22 protein-coding genes are annotated in these 22,922 nt (G+C 35.3%); 18 read left to right on the top strand and 4 right to left on the bottom strand.

From position 1 onward, the window contains the following. Window positions 1-31: 31 nt before the first annotated feature. A complete protein-coding gene (locus tag ACJJVM_RS01365) occupies window positions 32-481 on the bottom strand; it encodes a KTSC domain-containing protein (RefSeq protein ID WP_298350666.1) in 450 nt (149 codons plus the stop codon). A gap of 355 nt (window positions 482-836) precedes the next feature. Here ACJJVM_RS01365 and ACJJVM_RS01360 point away from each other — a divergent pair, with 355 nt between their 5' ends. Together ACJJVM_RS01360 and ACJJVM_RS01355 are read left to right on the top strand one after the other, a co-directional pair. Then, entirely contained in the window at window positions 837-1,163 is a 327-nt protein-coding gene (locus tag ACJJVM_RS01360) for a hypothetical protein (RefSeq protein WP_298350668.1), read from the top strand. A 183-nt stretch (window positions 1,164-1,346) separates the two neighbouring features. Then, window positions 1,347-1,676: a YtxH domain-containing protein gene (locus ACJJVM_RS01355; protein ID WP_405210532.1), complete on the top strand. Its 330-nt coding sequence runs from the start codon at window positions 1,347-1,349 to the stop codon at window positions 1,674-1,676. Between the two features lie 79 nt (window positions 1,677-1,755). Here the strand turns inward: ACJJVM_RS01355 and ACJJVM_RS01350 are convergent, their stop codons facing one another. Next, window positions 1,756-2,685 (bottom strand): EamA family transporter, encoded by a 930-nt coding sequence (locus ACJJVM_RS01350; protein WP_405210531.1) that lies wholly within the window; start codon window positions 2,683-2,685, stop codon window positions 1,756-1,758. A gap of 133 nt (window positions 2,686-2,818) precedes the next feature. On the opposite strand from ACJJVM_RS01350, the gene ACJJVM_RS01345 reads away from it, so the two are divergent. The 16 genes from ACJJVM_RS01345 to ACJJVM_RS01270 all read left to right on the top strand — a co-directional run bounded on the left by ACJJVM_RS01345 (window position 2,819) and on the right by ACJJVM_RS01270 (window position 19,433). Continuing rightward, window positions 2,819-3,391 carry a Crp/Fnr family transcriptional regulator gene (locus ACJJVM_RS01345; RefSeq protein WP_298350673.1) on the top strand — a complete coding sequence of 191 codons (573 nt, stop codon included), beginning with the start codon at window positions 2,819-2,821 and terminating at the stop codon, window positions 3,389-3,391. Window positions 3,392-3,444: 53 nt separating this feature from the next. Then, the gene (locus tag ACJJVM_RS01340) at window positions 3,445-4,200 is read left to right on the top strand and encodes an acyl-CoA desaturase (protein ID WP_405210530.1); all 756 of its coding nucleotides are present in this window, start codon (window positions 3,445-3,447) and stop codon (window positions 4,198-4,200) included. Between the two features lie 698 nt (window positions 4,201-4,898). Beyond that, window positions 4,899-5,216: a DUF6660 family protein gene (locus tag ACJJVM_RS01335; protein ID WP_405210529.1), complete on the top strand. Its 318-nt coding sequence runs from the start codon at window positions 4,899-4,901 to the stop codon at window positions 5,214-5,216. A 49-nt stretch (window positions 5,217-5,265) separates the two neighbouring features. Then, window positions 5,266-7,452: a TonB-dependent receptor gene (locus tag ACJJVM_RS01330; protein WP_405210528.1), complete on the top strand. Its 2,187-nt coding sequence runs from the start codon at window positions 5,266-5,268 to the stop codon at window positions 7,450-7,452. A 2-nt stretch (window positions 7,453-7,454) separates the two neighbouring features. Continuing rightward, entirely contained in the window at window positions 7,455-7,868 is a 414-nt protein-coding gene (locus ACJJVM_RS01325; protein ID WP_405202333.1) for a Fur family transcriptional regulator, read from the top strand. 56 nt (window positions 7,869-7,924) lie between these two features. Beyond that, on the top strand, window positions 7,925-8,287 hold the full coding sequence (locus ACJJVM_RS01320) for a DUF3703 domain-containing protein (protein WP_405210527.1): 363 nt from the start codon (window positions 7,925-7,927) through the stop codon (window positions 8,285-8,287). After that, complete coding sequence (locus tag ACJJVM_RS01315) at window positions 8,284-10,236, top strand: heavy metal translocating P-type ATPase (protein ID WP_405210526.1); 1,953 nt, start codon at window positions 8,284-8,286, stop codon at window positions 10,234-10,236. The genes ACJJVM_RS01320 and ACJJVM_RS01315 overlap by 4 nt, the downstream gene beginning before the upstream one ends. 787 nt (window positions 10,237-11,023) lie before the next feature. Then, entirely contained in the window at window positions 11,024-11,557 is a 534-nt protein-coding gene (locus ACJJVM_RS01310) for a hypothetical protein (protein ID WP_405210525.1), read from the top strand. Between the two features lie 647 nt (window positions 11,558-12,204). Continuing rightward, complete coding sequence (locus ACJJVM_RS01305; RefSeq protein ID WP_405210524.1) at window positions 12,205-12,714, top strand: hypothetical protein; 510 nt, start codon at window positions 12,205-12,207, stop codon at window positions 12,712-12,714. Window positions 12,715-12,748: 34 nt separating this feature from the next. Then, on the top strand, window positions 12,749-13,150 hold the full coding sequence (locus ACJJVM_RS01300; protein WP_405210523.1) for a hypothetical protein: 402 nt from the start codon (window positions 12,749-12,751) through the stop codon (window positions 13,148-13,150). 133 nt (window positions 13,151-13,283) lie between these two features. Beyond that, window positions 13,284-13,655 (top strand): DUF2200 domain-containing protein, encoded by a 372-nt coding sequence (locus ACJJVM_RS01295; protein ID WP_405210522.1) that lies wholly within the window; start codon window positions 13,284-13,286, stop codon window positions 13,653-13,655. 534 nt (window positions 13,656-14,189) lie between these two features. Further along, window positions 14,190-15,647 carry an arginine decarboxylase gene (locus ACJJVM_RS01290; RefSeq protein WP_405210521.1) on the top strand — a complete coding sequence of 486 codons (1,458 nt, stop codon included), beginning with the start codon at window positions 14,190-14,192 and terminating at the stop codon, window positions 15,645-15,647. A gap of 34 nt (window positions 15,648-15,681) precedes the next feature. Continuing rightward, window positions 15,682-16,620, top strand: coding sequence for an agmatinase (gene speB, locus ACJJVM_RS01285; protein WP_405210519.1), 939 nt, complete (start codon window positions 15,682-15,684; stop codon window positions 16,618-16,620). Continuing rightward, window positions 16,610-17,584 carry a deoxyhypusine synthase family protein gene (locus ACJJVM_RS01280; protein ID WP_298350695.1) on the top strand — a complete coding sequence of 325 codons (975 nt, stop codon included), beginning with the start codon at window positions 16,610-16,612 and terminating at the stop codon, window positions 17,582-17,584. The genes speB and ACJJVM_RS01280 overlap by 11 nt, the downstream gene beginning before the upstream one ends. Window positions 17,585-17,586: 2 nt before the next feature. Continuing rightward, window positions 17,587-17,907 carry a hypothetical protein gene (locus tag ACJJVM_RS01275; RefSeq protein WP_405210517.1) on the top strand — a complete coding sequence of 107 codons (321 nt, stop codon included), beginning with the start codon at window positions 17,587-17,589 and terminating at the stop codon, window positions 17,905-17,907. Further along, a complete protein-coding gene (locus ACJJVM_RS01270) occupies window positions 17,907-19,433 on the top strand; it encodes a GNAT family N-acetyltransferase (RefSeq protein ID WP_405210515.1) in 1,527 nt (508 codons plus the stop codon). Before ACJJVM_RS01275 ends, ACJJVM_RS01270 begins: the two co-directional genes overlap by 1 nt. A 43-nt stretch (window positions 19,434-19,476) precedes the next feature. On the opposite strand, the gene ACJJVM_RS01265 is transcribed toward ACJJVM_RS01270, so the two are convergent. Both ACJJVM_RS01265 and ACJJVM_RS01260 read right to left on the bottom strand, forming a co-directional pair. Continuing rightward, window positions 19,477-20,811: a capsule assembly Wzi family protein gene (locus tag ACJJVM_RS01265; RefSeq protein WP_405210514.1), complete on the bottom strand. Its 1,335-nt coding sequence runs from the start codon at window positions 20,809-20,811 to the stop codon at window positions 19,477-19,479. A gap of 95 nt (window positions 20,812-20,906) precedes the next feature. Further along, on the bottom strand, window positions 20,907-22,922 hold the full coding sequence (locus tag ACJJVM_RS01260) for a polysaccharide biosynthesis protein (protein WP_405210513.1): 2,016 nt from the start codon (window positions 22,920-22,922) through the stop codon (window positions 20,907-20,909).

The following is a 22,922-nucleotide window of genomic DNA, read 5'->3' as shown; positions in this document are numbered from 1 at the left end:
TTATAATCTGTTTACTAGATGTGCGTTTGTTTTATGCTTCTTGTAAATGTCTTTTTGACTTACGGTAGTTATGCTTAGGGTAAATACTACGCTTTGCAAAACGGTTAAGATTACCTGCGTTAACCATCTTTATATACGTTTTCTTAGTAACGCCAAAATACTCGTAAGTTGTCCCATCTGTAAAAGTAACCTCAAGAAGTAACCCTTTATGTTGGTAATCTGCAATGGCAGCATTTGTTATGGTTTCTGTATATGCTTCAAGATTTGCTTCCTTAGTCTCAGGTGCCATACTTACTAGAAAGTGGTAACCATCTATGATGCGACGGCTTTGCAGCTCTGCCTCTTCTTGCTTAGGATCTCCTGCTTGAAACTTATCTGGATGCCACTCTTTTACAAGGTTTCTATAGCTCTTTTTGAGCATTTTAAGATCTATTTCTTTTTCAACTCCAAAGAGTTTTTTGTATTCATTTATTCGCTTCATAATCAGGGCTTTTATAAGAGCGCGAAAGTACGCCTTATTTATGGTTTTAAGAGCGCGTTTATTTAAAGAAAATAACACAACAAATTACTTAAGAGCTCAGTGCCGTCCTTTATCAAAAACGTAAGCAGAAAAACATATAGCGCTAATAATCAGAACAATACTTAATTTGATCAATAAAGTGTAGCTCACAAAAGATCTAACTGGGCTATGTAAAACGTACAATTACTAGCGTCTTCTTGTTTTGTGCAACCTTTAACAATTCAAGTTAAACAATTTATAAATTACTGATAGTTAGATTTTTATTAACACTTAACATTTTACTTTTATGATGTTCAAAAGAAAAAAACCAAACGCTATGATCCAACCAAACAACACCATCGTAAGAAGTATTAGTAATCTTATAGAGTACTCTACAGACTTCCGTTATCAACGTAGAGCCAGCTTTAAACAATTGCATATCGCTATTATTAAAAATCATTTTAATGCTACATCTGTGGTACTTGATATAGATAATGGCACCGCATTACTAGGTGTAGATATGCTAGAAAAAGGAGCCGAGGTAGAAATTACTTTTGACGATTTACAGAAGTTTTTAAAATCTTGTATACGTGAGACTAAAGAAAACATCTCTTTTTATAAAAACATCTTGCACTATTATGCAATGACAGAGGCTGTAGCTTAGTAATAATTGAGCTATTTTTTGTTATGCTTTCGCGAAAGCGTAATCACATATGTAAAGTGATGATGTCATAAATAAATTCTGCTTTTTGCTAAAAGTGTATTAACAAAATCCCAATACCCTACTGCTGTAAAAAGAATTGGTTCAGAATTTGTATATTATATATTCAACTTAAAAGATATAATTATGAATAATAACACAAAGGGAATACTAGGCCTACTTGCTGTTGCAGCGGGAGCTCTAGGCTTATATAAATACAATAAACTATCACCAGAGGAGAAAGCAGCTCTTAAGGACAAAGCAAGAAAGGCTGGTGATACACTTAAAGAAAGTTATAACGAAGTAGAAGATCAAGTGTCTGAAAAACTCACAAGTTTAAAAAATGCTCTTGACAGAGAGTTATCTAAGGCAAATAATACGGCACAACATAAAACTGCTCACGCAAGTGATATTGAAGACGCAACTATAGTAGATGCAAAGGAAGCTCTAGATACACAAGAAACAAAGTTTGTATAGTAGAATTCATAGCTTATCATAAAAAAAGTCTCGCCTTGAAGCGAGACTTTTTTATATACTATAAAGCGTTTTAAATCCTTTAGCCCCTACCTCTACGCCAGGGCTTTCTTAAGGCTGTATTATGAGTTTTCTTTACACTATTTATAAAATAAACACCGCTTAGAAGTACTACGGCAGCAATCATAGATTGTAAGGTGACTTGCTCATCAAGAAAATACCACCCTAAAAATAATGCAACCACTGGATTTACATAGGCAGAGGTTGCAACCTTCTCTGTAGATACTTTCTTGAGTAAATAGTTAAAAGAGGTAAATGCAGCAATCCCACCAAATATAACGAGGCACACCATAGATATTTGTGCGCGTGTGCTCCAGGCGTTTGGAAAAACCCACGATTCATTAATAATTAGGCTTATAATCCATAATAAGATACCAGCGCTTACCATCTGGTACCCTGTTGTGATGAAGAAGTTTTTAGGAAGGTCTGCTTTTGCTACAAATAGACTCCCTATACTCCAACTTAAAATACAGGTGAAAATCATTCCTATACCTAGAGCAGCACCTTCTTTCATCGCAATTTCTTGCTGTGACACGAGTAAATACATACCTATAAGCCCTAATAGTACGCCTATAATAGATTTAGGCTTGAGACCTTTCTTTTGGGTAATTCTCATTAACAATAAGATGGATAGCGGTTGCAGCGCAGCAAGCAATGCGGCAAAACCACTATCTACATAATTAAGTGCCCATACAAAAACTCCATTACCATACACCAGAAAGAAAAACCCCGCCAGAACACAGTTGCGCAGCTGTTTTGGAGTAACCTTAAGTGATTTTCCTGTCATCTTTGCTATGAGAAAAATAAGCGATCCAGCCATTGTAAATCGCAATCCCGCAAGCATAAAAGCGGGAGCCTCACTCACTACAATCTTATTCCATAAATAAGTAGAGCCCCAAAAGACATAAATTGAGAAAAACGCAAGAATAATTAAGTAGGTTTCCTTTTTCATAAGTGACTGTTTTATGGGGGATAAATAAGGCTATACGAACATAACGATAATTACTAAAGTAAAAACATCTTTAGATAACGATTTTAAAGAGATGTATGAGTAGTATCTTTGCTATACAAACATTTGCAAACCGTTGACAGAGATACGTAATTATATAAATAAGTTTTCACCCGTTTCAGACAGTGATTGGGAGCTCTTTAGCTCTAAGCTAAAAGAGCGTACTTTTAAGAAAAAAGAAATCATTCATAAAGCTGGTGTAGTAGAAAATTATATCTCCTTTATTACTACAGGTACGGTGCGATTATTTATACCAAAACCCAAAACCGAAAAAGAAATCACCTTTGGCTTTTGTTTTGAGAATCAATTTGTGAGTGCTTACGACTCGTTTTTGTTACAACAACCTTCTGAGCACGCTGTACAGGCACTTTCTAATACGAGTATGCTTAGTATTTCTTATAATGATCTTCAAGAAATTTACAATAAGACGGCCATAGGTAACCTTATAGGAAGGCTCACTGCCGAAAACCTCTTTATTACTAAGTCAAAAAGGCTACAATCGCTTCTTGATCAAACGGCAGAGCAACGCTATTTAAGTATATTTAAAGAACGACCACAGCTTCTCAAGGAGGTATCTCTCAAATACATAAGCTCTTACATAGGCGTGACCCCACAAGCCCTAAGCCGTATACGCAAGCGTATTACTTAATGTAGGTTCATTGTATTGCCTTTACTGCCAGAGTACCTTTGCATAAAAAAGAAATGCTTATTCTCATCTTTGTTATAGTGATGTGGTATAGTGGCCTGTTTTTTCAGTCATTCTTTCTACATAGATATGCCGCTCACCAGACATTTACAATGTCAAAAACTGCCGAAAAAATAACCTTTGTACTAACCTGGCTTTTTCAAGGGCCTAGTTACCTTAGCGCATATGGCTATGGTATTATGCATAGAATGCACCACGCCTATACAGATACAGATAAGGACCCACACTCCCCTAGTTATGATGAAAATCCATTTGCTATGATGTGGAAAACAAAAAATATCTACCAAGACATTAATAACGACCGAGTAGCAGTAGATGAAAAGTTTAAAAAGAACGTTCCACAATGGAAACGTTTTGATGCTTTTGCTAGTTCTCGTTTCTCTAGATTGCTTTGGGGCGCATTATATATTGCCTTTTTTGTCGTATTTACAACCGCCTGGTGGCAATGGCTATTTTTACCAGTAGTACTTGCTATGGCGCCTATACACGGTGTGATTATTAACTGGTTTGGACATATTTTAGGTTACCGAAACTTTAAAACGAAGGATACTTCTAAAAATCTCTTTCGCTTTGACTTCTTGATGATGGGAGAAGGATATCATAACAATCATCACAAGTTTGGTTCTAGACCTAACTTTGGAGGTGTGCGTTGGTATGAGATAGATGTGACGTATCTCATTATGCGATTTTTACACCGTATACATCTCATTCATATGAAGCCTATCAAAATAGACGTACAAAGACATCGCTAATTTTTTAAAAAGCTCAGATTGATATTTCTTTCTGAGCTTTTCTAATTTTGGAAAGATGTATCTTTTGCAAAACGGGCAGTAAGCGTCTGTTTTGTAGTCATTTGTTATTTCTCACGAGACGGTTTAAATACGCAAATGTATAGCACCCTGGTGATGATTTTGTCTTAACTTTGAAGTTGTACCTTGCTTAATTCCGCTTTCGCGAAAGGGTATTGCACCACATTACACGCATAAATGGCAGAGATGTATTGTAAAGCAAATCTGCTAGGATTTTAAAGCTCCCTCCCTACTCAACGAGCCGCCAACTTGTGCCTTCATCTTCTTCGTTCCTTCTCGTCGGAGGCAGGTTTGAAAGCTCTATGAGCGACGACAGATTCACAAATAAGTGTATATTTAAAAAATTAATTAAAAAACAAAAAACAGGTACTCCAGCAAGGCTTGTACTGAGCTTGTCGAAGTATGCCGCACTCGCTTTATGTAGTGGCCTGTTGTGCATAATGCGAAAAATCATTCTGAAATTGAAAGTTTGAACTAAAAAAGCCAACGCGCAAACAGCACATTTATTTTTTTGCCAACGCGAAAGCCAACGCTTAAAAAATAAAAGAGCTGTTTCTTTGCCAACGCTAATTCCGTTCTTGACAATAGGAATAAAAAACTTTGCAACGCCATTGCATCATTAAATTTTTATCTTTGTAATTGTGAAATTTGCAACAATCATATTATCCTTAATAATACTATTGCTTTCAGCAAAGCCTTGTTCTGATGGTCTAAACATAGAAGACCAGCATCAAGACGAAATAAGTACAAATAACAATCATCAAGAAGATAGTGACGATTCTTGTCCTGTAACTTGTATTTGTAATTGTTGCGGTATGACTATTACTTACGAACCAATCAAGACGTTTGATTTAAAACTTAATGTTGAAATCTCAACGGAGTTAATTTCTACATATCAGCCTATTTACGGGTTTAATTTCCTTTCCAATATTTGGCATCCGCCACAAGTAATAAGCTAAAACAAATCGATTTTATATCAATTATTTAGTTAATTACAAATACAATTCAATGAATAAATACCTATTGAGCATAAAGCTCATATCAATACTTTGCCTATCGTTACAGGCACAAACGTCAGACATACAAATAAAAGTCCTAACAGAAGCTGATAACGAGCCTTTACTGGGTGCTACGGTTTACTTTGAAGCATTAGAAAAAGGAGCAGTAACCGATTTTGATGGTATTGCAACTTTTACAGAAATTCCAGATGGTCAGCATCAAATAATAATTTCTTTTTTAGGCTTTGAAACATTTGAGACAACAATTCAAATTCCAAGCAATTCAGCGTTAGTCTTTAAATTAAAAGAAGGTGGCAATCAATTAGATGCAGTAGTATTGCAATCTTCAAGAAGTACAAGAACCGTAAGAAAAATACCGACACGTATAGAGTTTATAGGTGCAGAGGAATTAGGAGAAAAAGCAATAATGAATCCTACTAATATTTCTATGGTGCTTCGAGAAAGCACAGGAATACAAATGCAACAAACATCATTAAGTAGTGGGAGTACCAATATTCGTATTCAAGGATTAGATGGCAGGTACACACAGCTTTTAAGAGATGGGTTTCCATTATATGGTGGTTTCTCAAGTGGTTTGAGTATTTTACAAATACCACCTTTAGACTTACAACAATTTGAAATTATAAAAGGAAGTTCGTCAACACTTTACGGTGGAGGTGCTATTGCAGGATTAGTAAATATGGTATCTAAAACACCAGACTTTGAACCTGCATTAGACATAATGCTTACACAAACACAAGCGTTAGGAAGCACAGCCAATGTATTTTATAGCAAACGAAATGAAAAATTTGGTATTTCACTTTATGGCTCTGGTCATTACCAAAAAGCATACGACCCAGAAGATGATGGCTTTAGCAATCTACCAAAAACAACATCAATTTCATTTAATCCTAAATTGTTTTATTACCCATCAGAGAAAACAACACTTTGGTTTGGATTAAACGGAACGTATGATGATAGAATTGGTGGAGATATGACAAAAATTGAAAGTGGAGAAAATGGCGTACATCAATATACTGAAGAAAACAATTCAAAACGATTAAGCAGTCAATTGGTATATCAAACACAATTAGATTCTGTTAGTTCATTAGAGTTTAAAAATAGTGTCTCTTTTTTCGATAGGAATTTAACAGTTCCAGATTTTAATTTTGATGGCAAACAAACAAATACGTTTACTGAAATCTCATATAATACAGTATCAGAAAAAACGGATTGGATAGTTGGAGCTAATCTTTATACCTCAAATTTTGATGAAAATGATAACGCACAACTACAGCGAGACCAGAAAGATGTGACCTTTGGCGCATTTGCAAATAATATTTATGACTTATCAGATAATTGGATATTAGAAACAGGATTAAGAGCAGATTATAATACTGATTTTGGTTTTTTTCCACTTCCAAGAATTTCACTACTCTACAAAAATGATAGTGGATTTTCAAGTAGAATTGGTGGAGGTTTAGGGTATAAGATTCCAGATATTTTTACAGAAGAAGCAGAGTATATTAACTTTGAAAATGTCCTCGCCATAGATAAATCAACAATAGATGCAGAACGTTCTTATGGTGTTAATTTCGATGTAAACTATCAAACACGATTATCTGATGAGATTGGTTTTTCTATAAACCAATTATTCTATGTGACTGCAATAAATGATGGCTTACTCTTAAATTCAACTAATAACGGTTTATTTCAGTTTGAAAATGCACCAGATGAAATCTTTAGCAAAGGAGCAGAAACCAATATAAAATTTACTTACAAAGACTTTAGATGGTTTTTAAACTATGCGCTTATTGATACCAAACTAAATTATTTACCTGGTAATCCACAGAAGCCATTAACCGCAAAACATAACGCAGGTAGTGTTTTAATGTACGAATCTGAAAAATGGCGAATTGGTTACGAAACCTTTTATACAGGGAAACAGTTTTTATCTAACGGAACAGAGACTACAGACTTTGTAACTATGGGTTTATTGGTTATGCGTAACTTTAAATTAGGAAGTGTATTTGTAAATTTTGAAAACTTTACAGATAGAAGACAAAGCAGATTTTCACCTTTGGTTTTACCGCCACACGACAATCCTGTTTTTCCAGAGATTTATGCACCTACAGATGGTTTTATATTTAGTGTAGGTCTTATTATCAAACCATTTGGAAACGAAGACCACGATTAGCTATGGAAACAATAGAACAAGTATTAGAGTCAAAAAATATTCGTGTAACAGCAATGCGTATGTTAATTTATAAGTTTCTTGCAGAAAAAGAGATAGCGGTAACATTAAGTGATATTGAAAATGCTTTTGAAAAAGCAGATAGAACTACCTTGTACAGAACTATTAAAACCTTTGAAGAAAAGGATATTGTGCATCAAATTGACGATGGTACAGGGATTACAAAATATGCGTTATGCGAAAAGGGATGTAATTGTGATATAAAAACCGATTTGCACTTACATTTCCATTGTAACAATTGCAATGAAACCGTATGCTTAACAGAACATAAAATACCGCAGATTAAAGTACCTGATGGTTTTGTGTCAGAGAATGTAAATTTGGTGGTAAAAGGTATTTGCGATAAGTGTAGTAGCTAATTATTGCACTTCCATTGCACTTACTATTAAAGTACATTTATCCAAAATTAGAGGATATGAAGTTTAATACTAAAATACCTAAACATCTAAAACAGGCGTATAACGAAGAATTAAAACAATACAGTTTCTGTTTAGAAAATAAACAATTTGGTGATGCTTGGTATCATTTAGAACGTAGTCATATAATAGGACAATCTTACCCAATAGAACATACCTATTCACATTGGCTTATGCTAAAGTTTGGATTTAGACAAAAAGATACTAAAGAAGTAATAGGTCAAATAATTAGGTTGCTTGTGGGTGGCTGGAAATCATTTATAAATCACGTTCCACTTGGTAATACAGGTGGAGCAAACGTACCACCATTAAAACGAATGCCTATTCCCAATGACATTAAAAAATTATTAGATATTAAATGAAAAAAAAGAAAGTCAATTTAAGAGATTTAAAACCAAATTCAGAAGAACAACATTCTCACGATGATGGTCACGACCACGGAAATGGAAGTGCATTCAAAACATACATTCCTGCTATTATAAGTTTTGTTATGTTAATGGTAGGTATCGCTGTAGATTATTTTGATGCCATTCCTCAATTTGAAGGATGGATTCGAGTAGTTTGGTACACTTTAGCATATATTCCTGTTGGATTTCCAGTAATTAAAGAAGGATGGAAAAGTCTTATAAAAGGCGATGTTTTTACCGAGTTCTTTTTAATGTCTATTGCTACAATTGGTGCATTTATAATTGGTGAATATCCAGAAGGTGTTGCAGTAATGCTATTTTATGCAGTAGGTGAATTATTTCAAAACGCAGCAGTAAATAGAGCAAAAGGAAATATTAAAGCATTATTGGATGTTAGGCCAAAAGAAGCCAATGTATTTCGTGATGGTGATTATGTTAGTGTGTCGCCAGAAGCTGTAAATATTGGAGAGAAAATTCAAATTCGTGTAGGCGAAAAAATTCCATTGGATGGTATTTTATTATCCGAAAAAGCATCTTTAAATACAGCAGCATTAACAGGCGAAAGCAAACCAGATTCTATTCAGAAAGAAGCCAAGGTTTACGCAGGTAGTATTAATTTAGAAAGCGTTATTGAAGTTGAGGTAACCAATAAGTTTGAAGACAGTTCTATTGCGAGAATATTAGACTTGGTTCAAAATGCTACAGCACGTAAATCTAAAACAGAATTGTTTATCAGACAGTTTGCTCGTATCTACACACCAATTGTAGTGTTTTTAGCTATTGGTGTTACTTTTATACCTTACTTTTTTGTAGATGATTATTTCTTTAGAGATTGGTTATACAGAGCATTAATTTTCTTGGTAATATCTTGTCCTTGTGCGTTAGTGATTTCAATTCCATTAGGTTATTTCGGTGGATTAGGAGCAGCTTCAAAAAATGGAATATTATTTAAAGGTGCTTCATTTTTAGATGCAATGACCAAGATAAATACTTTGGTAATGGACAAAACAGGAACCGTTACCAAAGGTGTTTTTAAAATCAAAGAAGTAAAAGCAATCGGTTGGAATGAAACCGAATTTATGCAATACTTAATGGCGATGGAAGAACAATCCACGCATCCAATTGCTAAAGCAATTTTAGAGTATAAGGCTGAAGGAGAGGATTTTGAAGCACAAGACGTTTCTGAAATTGCTGGTAAAGGTTTAAAAGGCATTGTAAATGGTAAAACAGTTTTAGTAGGTAATAAAGCCTTAATGACAACTAATAATATTGATGTACCATCTGAAACGGAATCAATTGTAGAATCGATAGTATTAGTTGCAATCGATAATCAATTTGCAGGTTATGTAGTCATAGCAGATGAATTAAAGGAAGATGCAAAAGAAACTATTACAGCATTACAAAAAGTAGGCATTAAAAATATTATGATGCTTTCCGGTGATAAAGATTCCATTACGCAACAAGTCGCTAAAGAGTTGAACATCGAAAATGCTAAAGGTGGTTTGCTACCAGAAGATAAATTAAACGAAGTAGAAATTTTAAAGAAAAATCCTGAAAACAAAATAGCCTTTATAGGCGATGGTATTAACGATGCACCAGTGTTAGCAGCGAGTAACGTTGGTATTGCAATGGGTGGTTTAGGTAGTGATGTAGCTATTGAAACAGCAGACGTTATCATTCAAACCGACCAGCCTTCGAAAGTAGTTAGAGCCATTAAAATAAGTCGTTCCACACGAAAAATTGTTTGGCAGAATATCATTTTAGCTTTTGGTGTTAAAGTCATTGTCTTGATTTTGGGAGCAGGTGGTTTAGCTACAATGTGGGAAGCAGTTTTTGCAGATGTAGGTGTAGCATTATTAGCAATTTTAAATGCAGTCCGATTACAAAAAATGAATTGGGATTGAATAACATTGCGGAAAAATTCGCTACAAACTTGAAAAATCGATAACCAAAATGCCAACGCTTAAGCCATACACATTTACAGTCGCATCATCCAAACTCGCCAAAACTGTAAAAGAGTATGTCTTGCTAACGCTCACATCTTAACTAAACAACAAACATCGGAAAACCAAGCTGAACGTGAAAAGCACTATGCACAACAATGTATATAAAACATAGCTATTAAAGGCTTTTCGAAAGTTTTTTGCTTCTTTATTAAGTCCACCAAATTTTTCTTTTTGTATATTTAAAAAAATGAAAGTTAATCATAAAAAATAAAAATTCGGCTCGCGTATAATCCGAAAAATTAGTGTTTATTTATACGCAACGTTTCATATACGAGACCGTGGCGGCTGATTGCCCAAGGGCTCGCAGTTCACGATAAAATAAGCTACACAAAAGGCAGTTGCATACTTGGTGATTACCGCAATCGTATGGCTACGCTTCAAAATCGTTTTAAGAGCGATTGTAAGAGCTATAATCAAGGATCTGGAACAGATGGATCATAGAGCAAATCTGCTAAGATTTTAAAGCTCCCACCCTACTCAATCAGCCGCCACCTTGTGCCTTCATCTTCTTCGTTCCTCACTCGTCGGAAGCAGGCTTGAAAGCTCTATGCGCGGCGCACAAATTCAAAATTCATTGTATATTTAGTCCAAACAAACTAGACCGCAATACAAAGCAAACCAGGAAAATGCCGCACTCGCTTTATGTAGTGGCCTGTTGTAAGTAATTTAAAAAACAGATGTCATAATGTTTAAGTATCTAGGATTTCTAATTCTGACAGTATCAGTGGCTTTTGGGCAATCAAAAGATGTTTCTGGAAATATAATTGACGATTTAGGAATACCTGTAGATAATGTAACTGTATATAATTTATCAAATAAATCTTCAGTTCAATCTGATTGCGAAGGCAATTATCAAATTAAAGCCTCAAAAAAAGACACATTAAAATTTAGTAAAGAAGGGTATTTTGGAAATCAAAAAAAGGTGTCTAAATACAGAAGAAATAAAATTATAATGGGCTTTGACTACGAGTTATTTGTTTTCGAATTAGAAAGAAACAAGAATATGTCCGAATCTATTCGTAATGGTGGCCAACCGTTATTTATTGTTGACCGAAAACCTGTTGAAAAAAAAGTTGAAAATTTATTTGAAGAGGATATTAGAGTCGTGAAAGTCGTAAAAGGAGTTAAAATAGCAGAATATTATGGTGATGTTTATTCCAAAAATGGTGTAGTTCTGATTTTTACAAATTGCAATTATAAATCGAAATCAAGTCAATAAACTACTTACAACAATGTATATAAAACATAGCTATTATAGGCTTTCCGAGAGGTTTGTGTGTATTTACGAAGACCGCCAAATTTTTAAATTTGGCTTTTTGAAAAAATTAAGATAAAAAGAATAATTTAAAAATTCGGCTCGTGTATAATCCGAAACGATAGTGTCTTTTTACACGCTACGTTTCATATACGCAGACGTGGCGGCTGATTGCCCAAGGGCTCGCAGTTCACGATAAAATAAGCTTCACAAAAGGCAGTTGCATACTTGGTTATTACCGCAATCGTATGGCTACGCTTCAAAATCGGTTTAAGAGCGATTGTAAGAGCAAAAATCAAGGTTCTGGAACAGATGGATCATAGAGCAAATCTGCTAAGATTTTAAAGCTCTCACCCTACTCAATCAGCCGCCACCTTGTGCCTTCCTCTCGGTCGTTCCTCTCTCGTCGGATGTAAGAACTATTACATAACGCGTCCCGAAGTACATCGGGATTTGAAAGCTCTATGCGCGGCGACAGATTCACAAATAAGTGTATATTTAAACAATCAATTAAATAACAAAAAACAGGCACTCCAGCAAAGCTTGTACTGAACTTGTCGAAGTATGCCGCACTCGCTTTATGTAGTGGCCTGTTGGCAAAAATTTAAGAAATGACGAAATACGTTAAAATTTTTATAATCATTTTGACATTATCTGCTTGTGGACAAAAAGAAACTGAAAAGAAAACAACAGAAAATGTTAATGAAAAGTTTGTGAAATCGGAACAAAAAACTGAACCTGAAAAATTGGAAAAATGGACTGATTCGAATGGCAACGTTTTCACCGAAAAAGGCAATGAAATTTCTATAATTCCTGCCAAATACAATAAAACTGGTAAAACATACCAAATCTTTATTTACAATGAAACTTCTCACGATATAGGAATTATTGAGAACCTAAAAATAGAACCAAATGAGTTCCGAGTTTTTAACTTAAAAGACATTGATACACTTAAATTAGACAACGGAGTGAAATTTATGTTTGGAGAAACTTATGGACTCGAAATTGAGGATAAGAAATCTCAAGTTAGTGGTCTTGGCGGAAAGTTTTTAGATGAATATAAAGTTCCTGAAGAGGTTGAATGGGCTTTTGTTATAGTTCCAAAAGGACAAGGAGATTAAAAAAATATCACCCACAATTTGAAAACAAAATTTAATGAAATTAATATTAGTAAGAATAAGTGCTTGGTTTTCGTCAATATTCTATTTGATTATGTCTTTCGTGAGTTTAGTAATAATGTTTGTCGAAAAAATTGAATATGGAATAATAATAACATTTTTTATGTTTCTATTAATGTCAGCAACAGGTTGGAACGCTCGGAAGTTTGGTTCAACAAATTTTAATGTAAATAAATATTCAAAAATACTCGGAATTTTGACATTGATATTTGGAATGTTTTTTCTTGTATTTACACCAATTATTTTTGCTTCTCAGTTTGGCTTTGGAAACTCTTACGTTGCGATATTGACCTTATTTATTTTGTTCTCACCAGCGATAATCTCTGCAATTGCCATATTATTTGGTGGAACAAAAGAAAATACAGAAATAGCTGAATAAAAAAAGAAAAACTGTTGCCAACAAAGAACTGAGTTAAAAACAACTCTACCTCAATTACATTCAGCACATCATCACATCTTCATCGCTATCTGTAAATAATTGTATATTTAAGTTCATTAATATACACAACACTATGAAAGTTACTACTGCAAAAGAAGATAAGGTTGCACAAATGATATTTGCATCCATATACCCACTTTACTGGAATAGACTAGAAAAAAATGGACGTACCAGGGAGGAGTTTCATCAAGTTATAGAATGGTATACCGGTTATAATGAGGCACAACTACAGGCACTTATAGACGAGAAAGTGACATTTCAAACCTTTTTTAAAGAAGCAACCATTCACCCTAATGCCCATCTCATAAAGGGTGTTGTATGCGGTTACCGCATTGAGGAGATAGATGATGAGTTTGAGCTCTACAGGCAGTGCAGGCAGATGGAAAAACTTATAGACGAGCTGGCCAAAGGTCGCAAGATGGATAAGATATTAAGAACGTCTTAATAGGTACATCGCATCCTTAAACACATTCTTAACACTTATTATGTACGCTAGCGGCATAACGGTATTAAGTACGCTTTCGCGAAAGCGTAATCACACTACATCAAGATGTTTTAAGTCTAGAATATAGCATACCTGAGTAACAATTATCTCCTTAAAACACAAATCAAACTATTGCTATTCAGTTAGTTGAAAATAATTTTAAAATTTTTACAAAAAAGTTTTTTGATTTGTTTTTTTCACTATGTTTACCGCATAATTCGAGCATAGTTAAATCGAATTGTCATAACGATGAAATCTTTTTTCATATTCGGGCTTAGAAGGATAAGGAAGTCTACTTCGAAAGCTGCTCTAGGGATAGAGACCCGAATTTTTAGGCTGACTTCTGAAATCATTACTACCCTTACTTCATTAAAGCTTCTAAGCTTTGATCCTTATACGGTATTCATTTTCCGCATCTGAATGTACTAGAAGATCACTCCATTGCCCTATTATCACTGGGCCCACATCTCTATTTACATATTTTACAACTTTATAATGAAGACAAAATACTTTGATCTTATAGATCAAACTTTTGATTTTCCGCAGGAAGAGTTCACCCTAAAAACAAATGAGCTCCAGTTCCACGGGATAGATTTAATGGCACTTATAAAAGAACACGGTGCACCACTTAAGTTTACATACCTACCTAAAATCTCTGATAATATAAACAGAGCAAAAACCTGGTTTACAGCTGCTATAAAAGAGCACAACTACGCCGGTAGTTATAACTACTGCTATTGTACTAAGAGTTCGCATTTTAAGCACGTGCTAGACGAGGCTTTAAAAAATGATATCCATATCGAGACATCCTCTGCTTTTGATATAGATATTGTAGAAAATCTCAAGGCACAGGGCAAGATCAATGACGACACCTTTGTGATAAGCAACGGTTTTAAACGTGACCAATATGTTCAAAACATCGCACGTCTCATAAACAATGGTCATAAAAACTGTATCACGGTTATAGATAATTATGAAGAGATCACCCTGCTGAGTGATGCTATAGATGGTAATTATAACATAGGTATACGTATCGCCTCAGAAGAGGAGCCTAAGTTTGAGTTTTACACCTCTCGTTTAGGCCTGGGTTATAAAAACATTGTGCCCTTTTTTAATAAAGAGATAAAGGATAACCCTAAGGTGACCCTTAAGATGCTGCACTTTTTTATAAATACGGGCATACGCGACACCGCATACTACTGGAACGAGCTTCTTAAATGTATGAAGGTGTATGTCTCTCTTAAAAAGGTGTGCCCATCACTAGATAGCCTTAACATAGGTGGTGGTTTTCCTATAAAAAACTCACTCGCCTTCGACTATGATTATGCATATATGGTGAGCGAGATTATAGGCCAGATTAAGCAAACTTGTGATGAGGCTGGCGTGGCGGTGCCTCACATTTTTACAGAGTTCGGCAGTTTTACCGTAGGAGAAAGTGGAGGTGCGATTTACCAAGTGCTATATCAAAAACAACAGAATGATCGCGAAAAGTGGAATATGATAAACTCATCATTTATCACCACCATACCAGATACCTGGGCGATTAATAAACGTTTTGTAATGCTTGCCATAAACGGCTGGCAAAAAGAATATGAGCGCGTTTTACTAGGTGGTCTTACCTGTGATAGCGATGATTATTATAACAGTGAGCAGCATATGAACGGGATCTATCTACCTAAATATAATAAAGATAAACCGCTATACATAGGCTTTTTTAATACGGGTGCTTATCAAGAAACTATAGGCGGTTTTGGCGGGTTACAACACTGCCTCATCCCTACCCCAAAACACGTTTTAATAGATCGTGATGAAGATGGTAAGCTGGTAACTAGCGTTTTTGCAGAGCAGCAAACCTCTGAGCAATTGCTATCCATTTTGGGATATGATTATGGGGTTAATGACGCTTTCGCGAAAGCGGAATCAAAAACTACCTCACAAACCAAGAAACAGTAAACTAACACAAATAACAAAACTTAAACAAATTACAATGAAATCTCAAAAAACGTATGCCGGTATAGATGAAAAATATGCCAGCGCCGAATCTTCAAAAATCGTATTAATTCCTGTCCCTTATGACGGTACTAGTACCTGGGGAAAAGGTGCAGATAAAGGTCCTGAAGCCTTTTTACACGCATCTGAAAATATGGAGCTGTACGATATAGAGACAGATACAGAGGTTTATAAACAAGGTGTATTTCTTGCAGAGGCTCTTACGGGGCATAACACTCCAGAAGAAATGGTAGCTGAAGTACACAAGGAGGTAAAAGCCGCTATTTTACGCAATAAGTTTGTCACGATGATGGGTGGAGAACACTCTGTATCTATAGGGGCTATACGTGCTTTTAATGAGTGTTATGATGACTTAACTGTACTACAACTAGATGCACACACAGACCTACGTAAGGAATATGAAGGCTCTGTATATAATCACGCTTGTGCGATGTATGAAGCAAATGAGACTACAAACCTTGTGCAAGTAGGTATACGCAGTATGGATGCCTCAGAAAAAACAGTGCTCAATGAAGAAAACGTATTTTATGCACACGATATGAGTACAGATGACTACTGGATGGATAATGCCTTAGAGCTTATTACAGATAATGTGTACATAACGCTAGATCTTGATGCCTTAGACCCTTCTATTATGCCATCTACCGGTACTCCAGAACCAGGTGGACTTTTATGGTATGAGACACTTGAGTTTTTAAGAAAGGTTTTTGAAGAAAAGAATGTGGTTGGCTTTGACATCGTAGAGCTATGTCCTAATACCTCAGAAAAATCTTCAGACTTTCTAGCGGCTAAGCTTTACTATAAAATGCTGAGCTACAAATTTATGGAGCACGATGCAGATGAGGATAATGATAATCTCTATGCAAAAAATCAAAACACAATCACAAAGTTAAAATACGATCAAGATGAAGACTAAAGGAGCAATCTCTCAATTTATAGAGAAGTACTACCTACACTTTAACGCAGCCTCTGTAGTAGATGCAGCAAAAGCCTACGAGGAGCAACTTAATAAGGGCTCAAAAATGCTTGTATCTCTTGCAGGTGCTATGAGTACGGCAGAGCTAGGTAAAATATTTGCAGAGATGATACGTAAAGATAAAGTACAGATCATCTCTTGTACTGGTGCAAACCTAGAAGAAGATGTAATGAATCTTGTAGCGCACAGCCACTACGAGCGCGTGCCTAACTATCGCGATCTAACCCCACAAGATGAGTGGGATTTATTAGAACGTGGTTTAAATAGAGTTACAGATACGTGTATTCCAGAAGAGGAAGCCTTTAGGAGAATACAAGAACATATTGTAAAAATCTGGAAAGATGCAGAGGCTGCCGGTGAGCGCTACTTCCCACACGAGTTTATGTATAAATTATTACTCTCTGGCGTGCTTGAAGAATACTATGAGATAGACATAAAAGACTCGTGGATGTATGCTGCCGCACAGGCAAACCTACCTATCATAGTGCCAGGTTGGGAAGATAGTACAATGGGTAACATTTTTGCTAGCTACGTGATGAAGGGTGAACTTAAAGCAAGTACCGTAAAATCTGGTATTGAGTATATGACCTATCTAGCAGACTGGTATACGGCAAACTCAGATAACGGTATAGGTTTCTTTCAGATAGGTGGTGGTATCGCTGGCGATTTTCCTATTTGTGTTGTGCCTATGCTTTATCAAGATATGGAGCGCACAGATACACCATTCTGGAGTTATTTCTGCCAGATAAGTGACTCCACAACTAGCTATGGCTCTTATAGTGGTGCTGTGCCTAATGAAAAGATAACCTGGGGTAAACTAGATATGAACACGCCTAAGTTTATTATAGAAAGTGATGCAACCATCGTAGCACCACTCATATTTGCTTACCTTCTAGATATGTAATTATGAAAAGCTCAAATAATCCAAACCTCAATAGAGTAATCGTAGACTTCAAGAAATTAACTCCTGAGATACTTGCCCTAGTGGTCGAGAAGTATCCTTACGGTTATGATGATAATGATATCATACGTTTTAGAAACGTAAAAGATGAACTCGTAAAGTGTATTGAAATTATTACAGAGGACACAAAATACCTAGTAAAAATTAGTGCAAAACTAGAACGTGTGATGGAACAATATGATGAGGATGACTACGAGTCATACCAAGATAATGACCCCACAGCTGTGCAAGATCCTTTTGACACAGACGAGGATATAAAAGAATAATGAAAACTGGAGATATACAACACATTGAGCTCAAGTATCTTGAGCTCAATGACTATCAAGAACTTAAAACGGCTATGATATCTGCATATACAAATATGCCAGATTCATACTGGGAGGAGAAACATATATCAACATTGATTAAAAAGTTCCCAAAGGGACAAGCGGTCATAAAAATTAATGGCCAAATTGCCGGCTGTGCACTATCTATCATTGTCAACTATGATGATTTTGAAGACGACCACACGTATAGAGATATTACTGGCAACTACACATTTTCTACCCACTCAGATGATGGTGATGTTCTTTATGGTATAGATGTATTTATCAAACCGGCATATAGAGGCCTGCGCTTAGGTAGAAGGCTCTACGATTATCGCAAAGAGCTATGTGAAGAACTTAACTTAAAAGGCATCACCTTTGGCGGTAGAATGCCCAATTACAGTCTTTATGCAGAAGACCTGAAACCTAAAGAATATATAGAGCAAGTTAAGCGCAAAGAGATAAATGACCCAGTGCTTAACTTTCAAATCTCTAATGACTTTCACCCAGCAAAAGTTATGAGAGGATATCTAGAAGGAGATAAAGCATCTGGAGAGTTTGCTATACTGATGGAATGGGATAACATTTACTATAAAAAACCATCTAGAAAAGCAGCTACAAATAAATCAAATGTTCGTCTAGGGCTCATACAGTGGCAAATGCGACCTTATAATAGCTTAGAGGAGTTACTTAACCAAGCAGAATATTTTATAGATGCTGTTGCTGGTTACAGATCTGACTTTGTGTTATTTCCAGAGTTTTTTAATGCACCCCTTATGGCAAAAGATAATCATCTCAAAACGTCAGATGCGATAAGAAAACTTGCAAGGCATACGGAAGCTATAGTTAAACAATTTTCTGAATTTGCTATAACCTATAATATCAATATTATAGCCGGTAGTATGCCTGAGATACGTGATGGACGCTTATACAATGTAGGCTATCTATGTAGACGTGACGGCAGTACAGAACGGTATGAAAAACTACACGTTACTCCAGACGAGGCAAAAGTGTGGGGTATGCAGGGTGGTACTGAGCTTAAAACATATGATACAGATTGTGGTAAAATAGGAATATTAATATGCTATGACTCGGAGTTTCCAGAGTTAAGTAGGTTACTAGCAAATGAAGGAATGGATATACTCTTTGTTCCCTTTCTTACAGATACACAAAATGGATATTCAAGAGTGCGCCACTGTTCACAAGCAAGAGCTATAGAAAATGAATGTTATGTAGCAATTGCTGGTAGTGTAGGTAACTTACCTAATGTAGAAAATATGGATATACAGTTTGCACAATCTATGGTGTTTACTCCTTGTGACTTCTCCTTCCCTACTAATGGCATAAAAGCAGAAGCAACACCAAATACAGAGATGATATTAATTGCAGATGTTGACCTAGATTTACTAAAAGAACTCAATCAATTTGGCGCGGTAAAAAATTTACGTGATAGACGCACAGATCTTTTTGAAGTGGTTAGAAGGTAAGTATCTGTTTTTGAGATGCAACACTTAAACAACCTTGATTCTACTAGTTATTTATTGTATAATAATATCCTAGACTAAGACCAAAAACAGGTTTTTCATAGTTTTTTACATCTAAGCCTAAATCTATATTAAAGATTCCAAATTTGTCGGTATTATATTTTGTGGATAAATAGCCTAAGAAGCTTTTCTGCTTTGGTTCAAAGGGAGCTGCGTATGTACCTGAGCTCTCAAGATATGTTAGTTTTGCTTGAAAATAAAAGTTACCTGTGGCTGCACCCGCGCCAAAATGGTGAGCGATAACCCTATTATTTGTAATACCTAGTCCTGTCTCTGGATTAAGTTCAAAAAAAGGCAAACCTATTATATCGCTCTCATACGTCCAGCCACTTCTATAAATGATATTGCTAAAATAATTATCACGACCGCTTCTCCCTGAACTTCCGCTTTGACTTCGAGTATCTACGTACTCGTATAAAAGGTTTTTAAAAAACTTATTATTTTTAAATGCATAATTAATTCCCCAAACACCATCCGGAAAATTTTTGAATGCCGTTCCAGAACCATCATCAAAAAGGTGTAAATGATACATTTTCAAAGTTCCATTCTCAAAGTTTCTTTGGTATGAAAAATCAAAACTCCCCAAGTGGTTGCCTAAGGCATTTACTTGTTCGCCTTCATCAGAATTATCCCCACCTGATTGAGCTAAGAATATTTTAAAAAAATCACTAGCACTATTAGGTAAATCTCCATCAATTGGGCTTTTACCTCCCCACTGAGCATAATGTTGCACACCAGCGGTAAATACGCCATATGATTCCGTTGTATATTTTACGTTTATACGCTTATAGTGCACTCGAGTATTTTTTACATAACGCATATCATTTAGTACGTAATGACCCAGTCCATAATCTATATACATATTCTTTAGAAGAGGTATAAATTTTGGCGACTCAATAACTAAACCTGGAAAAGTACGTGTATTTCCGCTATTTAAAATATTATTATTGGTACTTGAGAGACTATTTACAACGTCTGCACTTTTAGAACCTAGTGTAATTTGATAATGTTTAGCCTTAAAACGTACATATAAGTCTCCACGTTGTAAACGTTCTAGACTACCATCCCTGTAAAACAATGATATGCCTCCTTCTAAAGTAGATAATGGGGTTAATTTGTATTTAAAGCTAGAGAATGCACTCAATGCAGCGTTTGAGTTGGATTTAACAAGACCTTCAGTATTTCTGTAAAACCAGAAAGGCAATTCACTTTCACTTAAATAAGTGTTTACGTTTATAGCTCCATTAATTTCTATATTTTCCTGAGCCTCGAGTTGGGATGAAATTAATACTAATAAAAACAATAATTTCCCAAACTTCATAAAACTACTTTTGTATATAATTAAAGTTATAGCCTTTGAAATATTTAGCTAAAGATATTCTCTGGATTTGCAATAATTTCCATTACTCATATTGCCTACTTAAAAAGATCTTGAGGTAAGTCTTCTTCCATTCCTAAGTTCTTCGAAATATCTTCTGTCACTTCTACATCAAGAATCTCATATTCAGAATTATTACTTTTAAACTCAGGAACTAAAGATTTAAGCTTTGCTACACTTATCGTGTTATTATTTTTTATTGCGGCTTTGATAATTGAATTTATGACCGTATTTACCTGCTCATAGTCATTCTCTAGGTCCTCACTTATCATTATTTTATTATGATGAGTAGGCAAGGTTTTACTTTCATTACTTAGCAATTCCTCATAGAGTTTTTCTCCAGGTCGCAGTCCTGTAATTTTTATTTCTATATCTTCATTAAGAGTGTGCCCCGCTAGTTTAATCATCTTTTCTGCAAGATCCATAATGCGTACAGGCTCTCCCATATCAAATATAAAAATCTCACCTCCTTTACCCATTGTTCCAGCTTCCAAAACTAGTTGACAAGCTTCAGGTATGGTCATAAAATAGCGTATGATATCTGGATGTGTTATCGTAACTGGCCCTCCACTCTCTATTTGCTTCTTAAATAATGGAACCACAGACCCATTAGACCCAAGTACATTACCAAACCTAGTTGTAATAAATCTGGTGCTCTTCTTTTTTCCTTTGGCTTGTAAATTAAAATACTTAGACTGCACATACATTTCGGCAGCCCTTTTTGTAGCACCCATAACATTTGTTGGGTTTACCGCCTTATCTGTACTTACCATCACAAAATGACTCACTTTATGCTTAGCTGCAATGTCTGCAAGGTTTTTTGTACCATATATATTTGTGAGTATAGCTTCAGAAGGGTTATTCTCCATTAAAGGTACGTGCTTGTAGGCCGCTGCGTGATAAATTATATCAATTTTAAACGCATCAAAAAGAATTCTCAACCTATTTCTATTTGCTACATCACATATTACAAACTCAAAATCTATATCTGGAAAAGCTCCTTGTAATTCTAAGCTAAGAGAATGCAAAGGTGTTTCTGCTTGGTCTAATACAATTAATTTATTTGGATTATAAGAAGCAACTTGCCTTGCTATTTCGCTACCTATAGAACCAGCTCCTCCCGTTACTAAAATTGTCTTTCCTTGAAGTTTACTAGACTTTACACTATCATTAAGCTGTATGGGATCTCTGTTTAATAAATCTTCAATCTGGAGACTTTTTAGCTGATCTGTTACCGTTGTCTTTTCACTCCAATTTATCACAAGCGGAGAGTTATACACTTTAATATCGTGCTCGAGACATTCTTTTACGATTGAAAACCGTTCTTCTGCACTCATTGAGTTTCCAGCAAAGACAATTGCCTCAGCATTTAGTTTTTGCACTAAATGCTGGACGCTTTTATCAAGTTCCAATACTGGTTTGTCAAGAATTCTTAAACTCTTATTCTGCCTTTTAGAAATAAACCCTTTGATTATAAAACGCTGTGGATGCTCTATATCTAGGGCAGCTGCAACAGATATTGCCCCATCATCTACACCTACAATAACTGCGTTAATTATCTCTGCATTGTTTTGAGCGATTTTAAAACGTTCATACAGTTGTTTTACTGCAAGCCTAAAAGTAAATAATGCTGTAAACGATATAAATGAAAAAAGAATCAGACCCGTTGTAATAAAAACTTTCAGGTCATATATATATTGCCAAGTCAAATTGAAGACCATCAATGTAGCAAAAGTTGCAACAGTTGCAAACAAAAGCTTCATAGCATCCATAAAAGAAGAATGTCTTATGAGACCTGCATATGTTTTAAAAACAAGTAAAAAAACAAAATTGACTCCTATTACTAAGCTTAACTGTTGTCCACTGCTTATAACGCTTAATGGCTTTATATGTAGATCTGATAATAAAAAATAAGTAATAAGTATTGATACCAAAATCAACGAAGTATCTATAAACAGGACTGTCCATCTAGGTAAATAGCGAACATTACGAATATCTAACTTGTTTTCGTCAGAAAACAACCTATCTATAGCGGCTTTTAATCTACTTAACAT

The sequence above is a fragment of the Dokdonia sp. Asnod2-E02 genome (assembly GCF_045063915.1).
In the GTDB taxonomy this organism is placed as follows: Bacteria; Bacteroidota; Bacteroidia; order Flavobacteriales; family Flavobacteriaceae; genus Dokdonia.
Note: the sequence above shows the minus strand (reverse complement) of the source record. Positions and strands in the feature narration are given on the sequence as shown.